Source organism: Salinicoccus luteus DSM 17002 (assembly GCF_000712035.1).
GTDB lineage: Bacteria > Bacillota > Bacilli > Staphylococcales > Salinicoccaceae > Salinicoccus > Salinicoccus luteus.
Genome location: NZ_KL544008.1, coordinates 218023 through 230432, shown reverse-complemented (window position 1 = coordinate 230432; position 12410 = coordinate 218023). Strand labels below are relative to the sequence as shown.

Below are 12410 nucleotides of genomic sequence, written 5' to 3'. Positions count from 1 at the left end.
AAAGTAATCAATAAATTTTTGGATATCTTAAATAAAAAAAGCAGGTCCATGACCTGCTCAATCAAAATGTCTAATCTTATATTCCATTTCTTCTTCCGGTGACATCAGCCCTCTTGCCTTGCCGATGGTACCGTCCTGTTCATTCCATATGGTATTATGTACCTGCACAGCGTTGGAGAAGTCGCCTTCCATCCAGTCCTCGAGCGCTTTCATATAAAACTCACGATATTCATAATCCGATTTTTTGGCGGTTTCATACTTCTGCTCGATACGCTCATCGGTGATTTCAAGATGACCCCATTTCTGCTGGGCTTTGACTTTCTGGTGCGTCATATGGTGGATGCTGTCTGCGAACTGTCGTTCACTCGGCAGACCATCATTCGATTTTTCATCCGAGACTTCGAACGTATCCTTCACCTCTTCAGATTCTTTTGAACCGGAATTCGCCAATGCCGCAAGTTCCTCATCCTCTTCAGGCATTTCCGCTTCCTCCGCCACAGATCGGTCGAGTGCATTGCTGATGCTGTTTCTCACATCTGAGAAGTTGAATGCTATTACACCTGCAGCAATCACCCCAGCTACTGCGACGGCCGCCACGCCCCATAAAACCACCTTAGTAAAACTTGTCATAAAACCGTCCTTTCATGATGTTGTGTTAATCTGGTTACATTTCCATATTATGGACGGATACAGTTTAACATTCCCTACTATCAAAATGTAACCCCTTCATCATAAAAACAGAGATTCCTTTTTAAAACTTCCAATAAAAAAAGGAGAGCCGCATGGCCCTCCTGATATTATGCCGTCGTACGCTTATGGCTCGTACGTACCTTCTGTTTTCTTACATCTTCGTCCTTACCAGAACCATACGCCCATTTAAGATATTCGGGAACATAATTGTAGGTGATGATCTTCTCCAGGCGTTTTCTGAACATATAGTTCTGCTCATCGGTAATCCTGTAGATGACAATGTTCATATTCCGCTTCTCAAGCACACCATTAAACGGCTTCAGACGCTTCTCCTCTTTCGACGGCTTCTTCTCGAACGGTTTGCTGAAGTGGCGCTTCAGTCGCCTTGCGATATTCGTGCTATGACCGACATAGAAGAGGTCGGAACCTTTGTAGATCAGATAGACACCAACAAGCGCCTCATCATCAGACAATTTGAATTGCTTCTGTATCTTTTCATCGAGATCCTTGTGGTCGACTGCCCGTCGGCCATCACTCGTCTTGATGATTGAAGGGGAAATCTGACCCGACTCGATCCCCTTCTTCCAGACTCTTTTCGATTCCTTGCCAAAGTTCTTCATTACCCTATCCAGCTGCTTGTTCATGTTCCTGAGCTGTCTCGCCATAATAATCACCTCAGGATACCTATTCCCCAGTATCCCGATTCCACACATTAAAAATGATTGCCATGGTATCCAAGCCTGTGTTCTTATGTGATCTATAGACCAAGCATGCGTTCACTTTCCTCCAAGCTGTACACCGTCTCATCTTTATTATATGCTTCCATTGCTTTCTGATGAATCTGGATATCGATTTCGTCTTCGATCTTTTCAATAGTTAACCTTTTTATAAATTCGGATGTACTGAGAGCGTACGCCTTGGCGTAGTGACTGATAATTTCTTTATCTTCCTTAGATACTCTGATTGTTATTGTCTCAGAATCACTCATATCTATCGCCCCTCTGTATTACATTATAATACATCTGTCTCATTGATTATATACCCCAAGAAAGTAATAAATTACGTCATATCAATAATATGAGACCTTCTTCAGCAATGAATTCAACCATCCTGAAGCAAAAAAAGACACCCCTTCGCATGAAGTGTATCCGTTAATAACCATTATCTAGAATTCCTATTTCATCAGCTCTATCACTGTACCCAATAAAACATTTGCATCTTTTTCAATATTTTCTGCTTTAGCATGTTCCTTGAGATTATGACTGACACCATCCAGACATGAAATGAAAATAAGGCCCGAATCCATCACACTGGGCAGTGTATTCGCATCATAGTTGGTCCCGCTCATCGTCACCTGACATGAAAAGAGCTCATTCTTGGACGAAATCCAAGAATGAGCTCTTTTCTATCATTTATTTGTATGGCTTTCCAAGTCTTCTTCATAGCCTGCAGGTGCCACATAATCCATATCAATGCTCTGTTTGTATTTGGGACGCTCACTCAGAGTGATGATTTCTTCCAAAATTCTACGATATTCCAACCCCTCTTTCATACGAAGTATATCTACTCTTAAATCGCCCTCGAGAAGATCTTTAAAGAAATTATACCGTTTTGGTCCCTCACCATTTTTCACTTTCTCTTCCTTACTGAAATGTCTCTTCAGTCGGCTGTATACGCTTTTCTTACTTTCTCCTACATAGAACAGTTCATTATTTGAATATATTAGATATACGCCCTTCACATCTTCACGGTTCTCGGCATTAAATGTACTTTTAATACTATTCAGCAATTCTGTGGTGTCCACTTTCTTTTCTCCCAGTTCATCCTGTACCTGAACCTTGATGGAACCAAATTCAACCTTATCCCATACGCTCATCAATTCTTCATCAATATTTGCAATGAAATTTCTCAAATCCGGTTTAGTCATGTGTTTTCCCTTCTCCAATAATCGATATATTTCAACCCACTCTATATTCAAGTATTTTCTCATAACGTACAGGGAACTAAGAATTATTTCCGTACCTTCAGAGTGTTCGAATTGGATTCCATGCTTTTCCCTGAACTCATTGACTTCATCTATAAAATCATAATGGGAAAAGATATTGCTGCGATATAATTTCTCCTGCTCCTGGAATAAGAAGTTATATAGCATTTTCTCCGGGAAGGGAAATAGATTTTCTTCATGATTAATAATACTGTAAAAATGATCAGCCAACATGGCCGCAACCTTCCAGTTATCTATGGAATATGATTTTTCACATGGGATTTCATAAACATTATCATGAAGCTTGTGGAGGTTTCTCAGTTTATTGCTTTTGAACTGGTAAACTTCCACTTCCTTCATTCCAAAGACGAAAATATGAAATTCCAACATATAGTCAAAATCTATTTGCATTATACTGTCCAAAGTTGTTTTTTCATTTTCTAAAGTGTTGAACTCTTTGGCATCACTCTCAAAACTGTCAACAAACTCATCCTCCGACATAAAACCATTGATATGGTAGATCAACCTGACTTTTTCATTGGTCTCTAGAAACAAATTGTCATGCTCTTTCCCAATATATAAAGACATTTTGATTTTCCCCATTACCTCCACACCCCTTCCAAAGAGTACGCACACCTTCTTAATGTCCTAATTATACTATAAATGAATAAATTTACCATCATCCATACTATTCATAAAACTCCATATGGGGCTTTGCTTCCTTGTAGTAGTCCAGCCTGTCCTGCATGGTTCCGGTATGAAATTCAAATTTATGACCATCCGGATCCGTGAAATAAATGGAGCGCCGATCCCGTGTATCCCGCTTCCGTCCTTCCAATATACTGACATTGCAGGAGTGCAGCTTTTCCACCATATTGTTGAAATCCGACTCGTCGATCGAGAAGGCAATATGTGTATAGGAGTCGTGGATTTCATTTCTCGGAATTTCCCGCTCTTCATTAAGCGCGAGCCATATGCCGCTCAAATCGAAATAGGCGGTGGTCCTCCCCTTCACTTTCAACTCTGCATCGAAGACGTCTTTATAGAATGCGACGGATTCATCGAGGTCTGATACGGAAAACAGCAGATGATTGACACCCTGTATAGTCATTTGAAATCCCCTTTCATTATATTCATTATAACAATCTCCAAAAGAAAACCTGCACTCCCGGAGCGTTTTCCGGAGGTACAGGTCTAATATATGGCTAAGCGGCCTGCTTCAATCTATTCGCCACGAGTTCAAGCAGAATGGCGACGATGAGGATGAGGTAGGTGATCATGCCGACCTCATGCATGTCGTAGTAAAATGTGCTGGACATGAAGAGTTCGTAGCCGATGCCGCCTGCGCCTGCTGCAGCGCCCATGGCGACGGCGATGCCGAAGTTGGTCTCGAACCTGAGGAACGTCCATGCGATCAGATACGATTTGGTCTGGGGCAGGACGACCTGAAACAGGATGTGGCTGTAGCTGGATCCCGTCGCCCTCAGTGCCTCAATCTTTCCTGCATCGATTTCCTCGAATGCTTCGGAATATGCTTTGACGAGATATGCGACCGAATGGAACAGCATCCCGATGACGGCGGCGACGGAACCGAGTCCGGCCGGCTGAAGAGATTCACGAGTTCCCGGTAGTGCTTCTGTGTTTCATGTACCAGTGTTGTCATATATATGCCTCCTATTCCGCCATCATGTCGAAATCCACTTTGGTCTTGAGTATCTCCTGTGTCCGTGCCTCGATATATGCCGATTCCTTCATTTCCAGCGATTCCAGAATCTGTTCCAGTTCATCTGTGAGTACATCCAGGCTGAAGCACAGGTCGATGAAGGCGACTGCCATGCTGAGATTCCTGTCGGAGCCCTTCACCACGCCCAGTCCGATTGTCTGCGCCTGCCTGATCTTCGTTTCCGTCACAAGCATTTCCCCAATATAGAAAAGACTGTTTTCCGCATGCTCCCTGACCTTGATCATCGTCAGCCCTTCCGTTGGTCCCGAGATGATCTGAAAAGGCACTGCATTCCGATATGCATCCAGGAAATCGGTTGCCTCCTCCTTGCCGTATTTGATAAATAGAGATGTCCAGCGTTTTTTATTCATCATCATGCCTCCCTTAACTACAATCCTAACTTGTTGCCAAGCTGGTGGACTTTAAGAGTCTGTAAAGTCTGTAAAGAGCTGGTTGATTTTGTGAATAAAAAAAGAGGATGACGTAAAGTCATCCCCAATCAGTTCACGGACCCGAGCGCATGCTTGAAAAGATCGCTCCGGTAGAGTATCCGTGTCTGTTCCAGTATTCGGGTTGTATCAAGATCCATCGTCTGCGATTCGTACACGATGAGCGGCACCAGCTCCTCACACTCCAGATGCCGCTGTTCATCCAGTGTCGGAAACGCCGTATGGATATGTGTGTTCATCGATTTCAGGTTCGTGTAGCCATGCTTCCCATAGTAGTTGAACATGGAGGCGAGCTGCTCCATTTCCTCATTGATATCAGGTACCATATCCTCACGCACATAGGAAATATGGATGGCGCAGGGCGTATGGTCCACGATGCGCAGGCGCGCCACTTTGAACATGGAGACATCGACTACGCCAAGTGCCCTGCGGTATTTCTCCTGCTCATTTTCCGAGGCATAGCCCGCAAAGATCACCCTGCTTTCGTAATGCACTCCCTGCTCCCGCATCTTGTCGGAAAAGCTTCGTCTGCCAGACATATCCAGTTCGATCACCGGACGCTTCTCCTTCACAAACCGTCCGACCCCCTGCCGGCTATCGAGCAGTCCCATCTTCTCAAGCTGCACCAGTGCATTCCTTACCACAATTCGCTTCACACCGAATTCATCCGCCAGCACATTTTCACTCGGCAGCGTGTCACCGGGCTTCAGTTCATTGTTCATGATCCGCTCCTGGATGGCATTTCTGATGATGCTTTCGTTGGATATATTGAATTTCGATTCTTTCATGGTTGCTTCTTTACCTCCCGCTTCTCTCAACCGTCCTGATGAAATCGATCTTCTCCTTGGAAATCTCCGCATCATAGGACTTAGCACTTCTAATGCCGGTACCGAAATGAAGGCTCTCCGGCTTCAGCGTCTCAACCACCTCAGAAATATTTTCCGTGCTGAGACCCCCACCCGGCATAACCGTTACGTGAGTTCTTTCCGTCCACTCCATCAGTTTCTGCAGGTTTCCGAAATTATCAGTGACACCGCCGGAACCGCCTGAAGTGAGTATGCTCCCAATCTGTGGATATTTGAGGATCACCTCCAGCCCTTCAGATTGATCTTCCAATGCATCGAATGCCTTATGGAATGTGATATCCATATCTCCACAGACTGAAATGAATCTGTCCAAGGCACGGACATCAATGCGCCCATCTTCCGTCAGTGCCCCGAGGACGATGCCATTTGCACCATAGCTTTCCACTTCCTCTATCTGCTTTGTCATCTGTTGAATATCCACATCCGTATAATGGAACGACTCATCATGGGGTCTGATCATGACATTCACCGGAATGCTGGATACTGCGACCGCTTCCTTTACCAGACGCATTTCCGGTGTCAGACCGTCCTTCTCCATGTCTCCACAGAGTTCAATTCTATCAGCACCGAACCGGTTCAGGTCATGTACATCCTGTATATTTGTCGCGATACCTTCTATAATCATACCGTCATCTCCATCACGTTATTTACATACATAATATTATCAGTCTATATATTAACCAGACTTTTAAATTCTTAAAGACTTCTTTATCCTTCATTTTTTTATAAAGATAAAATATCTTTAGTGCATTGGATTCATTCAACAGTTCATCTTGCCCTCATAATTATCTTCTAGTTCCAATATAAACTAAGAATATACCTCTGTATGGTGTTCTTCATGCTTATTTAGTGGGACCTTATTAATTTCACATCAGGAATAATATGCTTTTATCTCCATATCTTTTATTGAAATGAATTTACAACCACTCCCAAATTGTTTATAAACCCAATCATGGAGCATGAAATATCAATAGGGCTATTATGATATGAATATCCACCATAGAAATGCATAAATTCATACTTCTTAAAACTAGTTTGAAAACTGATTGGTTGGATCCTATCAAAATCATTGATAGGAACTTAATTAATATGCCTCTCAATTAAATAGTACGTCCTATCCTGGGTCTCATAGGTTAAGTCATCATGATTTTGTGTTCTAGCTGATGCTGGTTCATTTGATATTTCACCGTAATTCCCCTCTTTGAACTCAATCCACTCTATTTGTTCTGCTTTTAAAATTTCAAAATCATCATTAGGTAACGTATCCCTCAACACACCCCAAACTTCATTTAATAATGCATCCCATTCTTCGTAATATTGACCGTAGAATCCATGAGGCACATCGTGTGCATATAAACTTTGAGCCTCTCTCAGTATTTCGTCCTCTAAATTATTCGCCTTATCTAAGTACTCATTTTTTAAGCTATTTTCGTCACCCTTCACCTCTTGTACCTTCGTTCCATCTATGTCTCCCTCTAATTTTTGTTCCTTCTTCTCTTCTTCTGCTAAAGCTTCTTGCCTCTTTTCCTCTACTTTCTCTCTTTCCCTCTCTTCCTTTTTTTCTTTTCTTTCTTGTTCCTTCTCTTCAGCAATGGCCTGCTTTTCCAACTCTAGTTCTTTCAAATGACTTTTTATGGATTCTTCATCAAATTTAATTGGAACAGTATAGTTTGAACCTGAAACTTCCTTCTCTATGGAATGAGTTACTTCAGCAACATTAGTTTTAAAGTTTTTTCCCTCGTGATTAACTTCCGCCAAAAATTTGTATGATTGATTGTATTTTAAAGGGCCAAAGACCCCTACTCCTTCTTCATTAAATTCAATGTTTATACTTTGATCATTTATGTACACATGGATATCTTCCAAAGGAATCTCATATTCTTCTTCATATACTCCCATTTGCAGATCAGTATAAAAAGCATTGAAATTGAAGATGCCTTCTATATTATTTGGATCATATTCAGTGAAATCAATACTTATATTTGACTCAAATCTTTCATCACGGAGGTTTAATGTGCTATCAAAGGCATAGATTCCCGGAGCTAAACTGGCGAAATTTTGTTCAGACGTTTTCCATTTTTTTGTACGGTCACCATTATTGTAAATAACGGTGCCTCCTTCTATATCCGTAGCAATATTTACATTATATTGAGGAATGACCACTTCATATTTATTGTATAGGAATAGTACAGTGCTCTCTTTAATCAATTCCAGAAGGATGAAATTCTCGTCCTCTACTTTTTTAAGTTCATTTCTAGCTTCTCCCATTTTTTCAAGCTGCTCTATGTATTGATCTCTCCCTATTGAAGAATCTATATACTTGATATATGCATCTGCCTCATCTACCGATATGTCGTTGTTGATCAATTCTACTAATTTTTCTCCATCTCCCTCTTCAACTGCATCAGAAATTTCCATTAATACTTCGTCAGGAGAATATTTTTCGCTTAACCAAAAGTAGCCAAAAACTAATGTCATTATTAATAGAATGACACAAACTACTAATCCAGTTATCACCTTCTTTAAACGTGCTTTGCCAGGAGTTAAGGCTGTCTTTCTTTTTTTGGTATTACCTTGATATTGATTTGATTCTGATTTCCCGTTATCATCTTTTTTTACACCACATTGGGTACATATCTTAATATCCGAACGTAGTTTATTCCCACAATTCTTACAACGTTTCATGATGAGACCCCCATATCTTATTCTATTTTTCTAAAAGCTTAGAGCGATATAAATATTAATGAAACTATAATTGTAATAACAATGCCTACTGGCATTATTATAGTGGGAGTAATTTTTGTCTTCCCACTCATGGCATAATAAATGGCCAGGATCAACGGTAAAACCAAAAACATTGCTATTCCTAATTTGCTTATTACAACACCAAAAGAGTACAAGCCTAAATGAATAATAAAAGTACCCAATATACTAACTATCATCACTAGGGAAGAAAGCGTGACATAGTCTCTGAAAACAAATTTTTCATATCTTTTTTCCAATTTAATAACGCTGTGAATAATTACAAATATGGTATATGCAGCCAAGAAGTATATAGTATTCATCAGAAATAATGGTATAGTATATGAAAAGTCAATATTGAATATTTCATAATTAAAGTAATAACTTGGATCAAAAGTAGCTTGTATATAGTCAACCTGAGTAAAACTCGAAATGAAAAGAACTATACTAATATAAAACCATAAAAGTGATAAAGGATACACTTCATTAGAGTTTAAAACGGAAAGCGGCGTGATTATAGCTTTCTTACCGTAGCTTGCTGTTTGTGTCCATAATGATACTGACGAGCTTTTTTCTGGTGGTTCTCCTTCCTCAATTTTGTAGGGTATCTTCTCGTCTACCCCTCTATAACCAAATACTGTCGCTAGGTTATGCTCATAAACACTAGAAATTATCTCGTGTTTATGATTACTTAAACCTTCATTAGGTAATAATGCCTTACCACATCTTCCGCAGTATTTATCTTTCTTACTTATTTTAAATCCACATTTTTGGCAATACATCTAATCCTCCTCTTATTCATACAGACTAATCGTCATTTACATAAAAATACTATTTTACAAAATAATATCTATTATCTTTTCTGAATTTTATATATAATTATATTATAATAATAATTAAATATTATCATCAATTTTTTATAAAAGGAGGATTAATATGTTATTTGACCAAATTTATCCAAATTCAGATTTTGCAGAATCACTTGATAAGATGGGAATAAGTATGGATGGAACAACTATTCTGCCATGGGCTGGAGATGGTCATTCCATAATGGATGCCGATGGCAATATACTCGGATTTATTGAAACAGCAGAAAATAATGGCATCAATTTTTATGATAGCAATATGAACCAATTAGGTTGGACAATGGAGAGTGCCGCGGGCACTTCAGAATTTTATTCTGCAGATAATACACACATTGGGTTTAGTCGTGAAAACGTATTCGGTGGTGTAGATCAGTATGACGGGGAGGGCAACCTAGAAACCTTTTCCCAAGAAAATATTATGGGTGGTACTGATACATATTCACCAGACATGGAAATGCTCCACTCTTCAGAAGCAATTGAACACCCTTCTGGAATGATGTACTCCATTGAGACAGAAGTACCTGAAGTAGATGTTGGTTTTGAAGGAATGGATTTCGTCGATTTCAATGGAGCTGAGAACACTTCAGAAATAATGTCGCTATTCGATTTATTCTAGAATAGAGAGGAATTGAAATTTGAAAAATAATAATAATCCTTACCTTGGAGAAGACAAACAGCTGCTCGACATTCAAAAAAGAATCGAAAATGAACTAAATCCAGAAATTCAACTGAAATTGAAAATCTATACCTCGCGCCTTACGAACAACTATTTGAATTCCATTACTCAACCCTTTTATAATATTTCAAACGAACGTCTCAATTTATTGGAACAAATGGAACAAAGTCAAAATACAGAAATCAATCGAAAAATTGTCCAGCAATATTATCAGAATTTCAATCCATCCCCTCTTTATCAAAGTTTAAAAGAATCATTGAGTGTCTCTTCCCTTGCTGATGAGTACAGTGTGTTTATAAAAGGACTCTACAAAATGGAAGGTATAAACAATGTAGTCAATGCTCATATGGCTGACTCCTCAGCTTTTAAAGTATTCCAAACAGGTATAAATCAAATATGTAGTCCTATGTTGAGACACCTGGAGAGACATACTGCCAACCTTAAAGAATATGGTAGCTATGGGAGACAAGTTTCTGAACAGGATAGAGCTGAGAAAAGTGAGCTGAGAAAGTTCAGGATAGCTACTGCAGTGTTCGCAGGCCCAATACCGACTTTAATTGCAAAAGGAATATCTTCCAATATATCAGACCTCAACTCCAATCAAGAGAGAATGATAGAACTTGCTGAAAAGGTGGAGTCTGGATGGATTGAAGGAATAGAGAAAAACCTGACAAACTTTGAAGCAAGATTGCGCAAAAGATACTTGTTCATAGTTTATGTTCTATTCGGAGGATTGCTTTTAAAAATACAGGAAGAGCTCACTAGACATGGTTATGAAATGACTACATTCGACTGGACGACTATGCAAGGAAGCATCGGTTTATCTCAAAATAACGTTGTGACAGTCTCGACTTGGATTTCTTCATCTTTTAATAAGGTTGATGTAGCAATAAAAAGTGGCAATACTGAAGACGCAAAACTTTTAACAGAATATTTATATGTCTTCTTAAAAAATAAAAAAATCTTAAGCGAACATGAGCCTCTTCCCCAAGTTACCAATATGAAATTATCGCTTATAGATATGATTAGGAATAAGCGGTTGAATGCTCATTTGTCCCACATTGAGGGGGCGCTTTGGAGAAAAGGACAGTATAATGATGCAGTAGATAAGTATCTGGATATCATAACCACTTACGAAGACTTTGAAGTGAATTATGAATTGATTACCAATGTTCCTGAGCCTGCTGTGGTACTAGCCAGAGTAATAGCTATTACTGAAGCCAATAGGGACAACCTTTATGCTGAACATCTACATGATTACCTCTATAAGGACTCTAAAGCGAATAGGCTTTTCCATCTTTACAGAAACTATAGATATTCTGAAATAATCGACACACATGACTCTACATCTCTAGAGGAAGTTGAATCAATATATTCTGGGATACTGCAAGAAACCGGTTTGGATAATGATGCTTTCCATGACTACCTTAATAATAAGGAAGGCATGGGACCCCTGGTTGATGAGGATGCATTGAAAGATGGTTTATTAGATAAGTTATATAACAGCAAGTTGTTTGGGGGCATGACACTATCGGATGCTATCCGAAAGAACAATGTATCAAGAATTAAGTATCTCATCTCGAAAAGTAAAGGTATTGAAAGTAGAAACTCAGAATTGAAATCTCCTCTTATAGTTTCTATAGAAGTTGAAAATCATATGGCTTTCGATTTAATCGTCCAAAAAAAGATTGACATCAATTTCAAAGATGCACAGGATAATACAGCACTTCATCATGCTGTAAAAAAATCCAATCTCAAAATGGTTAAGACTTTGTTGAATTATACGGAAATAGATTTAAATCAACAAAATAACAAGGGGATGACCCCTTTGATGCTTGCTGTCTGCCAAAATGATATGGATATCGCTAACAAATTAATCAATGCTGGGGCCAACCCATCAATTAAAGATCATGAAGATATCACCCCTCTTTTTGCCTCCCTGATTAGAGGCCATTTAGAAATTGCAAAAATATTATTCTCGTATACTGATATTGATGAAAGAAGTAATTATCATGGAGGCGTAACAATGCTTATGTTCGCTGCCAAAGTAAATCATGAAGAAATGATATCTCTCTTATTGGAAAAAGGTGCGAATACTAATGTAATAGATCATCACGGAAAGAACGCTCTCACTCACGCAATAGAAGGAGGTATGAACGTCAGTACAATGCAAATTTTGGGTGATGGGGGGGCTGATTTGGATTATGTTAATCCAATTAATGGAAATACTCCACTTATTGAGGCTGTACTGAGGAAAAACAAAGAAACTGCCGAATTGCTTGTTAATTTCGGAGTCAAACTGAACATTCTAAATTACGAAGGCGATACTGCACTTTCATTAGCTCAAGAAAGTCATCAATCAGACTTAAGGGATACCCTCATTAACAAAGGTGCTATTGCCATATAATATGGGC

At 39.3% G+C, this 12410-nt stretch carries 12 protein-coding genes and 1 pseudogene; 2 read left to right on the top strand and 11 right to left on the bottom strand.

What is annotated here, in order from left to right; translation table 11 throughout:
• Positions 1-57 precede the first annotated feature (57 nt).
• The 11 genes and pseudogenes from BO53_RS13620 to BO53_RS0110925 all read right to left on the bottom strand — a co-directional run bounded on the left by BO53_RS13620 (position 58) and on the right by BO53_RS0110925 (position 9236).
• On the bottom strand, positions 58-630 hold the full coding sequence (locus BO53_RS13620; protein ID WP_156956134.1) for a DUF6241 domain-containing protein: 573 nt from the start codon (positions 628-630) through the stop codon (positions 58-60).
• 167 nt (positions 631-797) lie between these two features.
• Positions 798-1355 carry a GIY-YIG nuclease family protein gene (locus BO53_RS0110975; RefSeq protein WP_031548147.1) on the bottom strand — a complete coding sequence of 186 codons (558 nt, stop codon included), beginning with the start codon at positions 1353-1355 and terminating at the stop codon, positions 798-800.
• A 92-nt stretch (positions 1356-1447) separates the two neighbouring features.
• Positions 1448-1678 (bottom strand): type II toxin-antitoxin system RelB family antitoxin, encoded by a 231-nt coding sequence (gene relB / locus BO53_RS0110970; RefSeq protein ID WP_031548146.1) that lies wholly within the window; start codon positions 1676-1678, stop codon positions 1448-1450.
• A gap of 420 nt (positions 1679-2098) precedes the next feature.
• On the bottom strand, positions 2099-3277 hold the full coding sequence (locus tag BO53_RS0110960) for a GIY-YIG nuclease family protein (protein ID WP_031548143.1): 1179 nt from the start codon (positions 3275-3277) through the stop codon (positions 2099-2101).
• Positions 3278-3362: 85 nt separating this feature from the next.
• Positions 3363-3785 (bottom strand): metallothiol transferase FosB, encoded by a 423-nt coding sequence (gene fosB / locus BO53_RS0110955; protein WP_031548141.1) that lies wholly within the window; start codon positions 3783-3785, stop codon positions 3363-3365.
• 94 nt (positions 3786-3879) lie between these two features.
• Positions 3880-4275: pseudogene (locus tag BO53_RS0110950) on the bottom strand (PhnE/PtxC family ABC transporter permease); the annotation flags it as partial.
• Positions 4276-4348: 73 nt separating this feature from the next.
• The gene (locus BO53_RS0110945) at positions 4349-4768 is read right to left on the bottom strand and encodes a phosphonate C-P lyase system protein PhnG (RefSeq protein ID WP_031548137.1); all 420 of its coding nucleotides are present in this window, start codon (positions 4766-4768) and stop codon (positions 4349-4351) included.
• A gap of 128 nt (positions 4769-4896) precedes the next feature.
• Positions 4897-5634, bottom strand: a complete 738-nt coding sequence (locus BO53_RS0110940) for a GntR family transcriptional regulator (protein WP_031548135.1) — start codon at positions 5632-5634, stop codon at positions 4897-4899.
• Between the two features lie 10 nt (positions 5635-5644).
• Positions 5645-6337 carry a copper homeostasis protein CutC gene (locus BO53_RS0110935; RefSeq protein ID WP_031548133.1) on the bottom strand — a complete coding sequence of 231 codons (693 nt, stop codon included), beginning with the start codon at positions 6335-6337 and terminating at the stop codon, positions 5645-5647.
• Positions 6338-6792: 455 nt separating this feature from the next.
• Positions 6793-8397: a TcaA second domain-containing protein gene (locus tag BO53_RS13465; protein WP_037342174.1), complete on the bottom strand. Its 1605-nt coding sequence runs from the start codon at positions 8395-8397 to the stop codon at positions 6793-6795.
• 38 nt (positions 8398-8435) lie between these two features.
• Complete coding sequence (locus BO53_RS0110925; protein WP_031548131.1) at positions 8436-9236, bottom strand: zinc ribbon domain-containing protein; 801 nt, start codon at positions 9234-9236, stop codon at positions 8436-8438.
• A gap of 154 nt (positions 9237-9390) precedes the next feature.
• Between BO53_RS0110925 and BO53_RS0110920 the strand changes: the two genes are divergently transcribed.
• Positions 9391-9936, top strand: a complete 546-nt coding sequence (locus tag BO53_RS0110920; protein ID WP_031548130.1) for a hypothetical protein — start codon at positions 9391-9393, stop codon at positions 9934-9936.
• A gap of 19 nt (positions 9937-9955) precedes the next feature.
• Positions 9956-12403 carry an ankyrin repeat domain-containing protein gene (locus BO53_RS0110915; protein WP_031548128.1) on the top strand — a complete coding sequence of 816 codons (2448 nt, stop codon included), beginning with the start codon at positions 9956-9958 and terminating at the stop codon, positions 12401-12403.
• Positions 12404-12410: the final 7 nt, after the last annotated feature.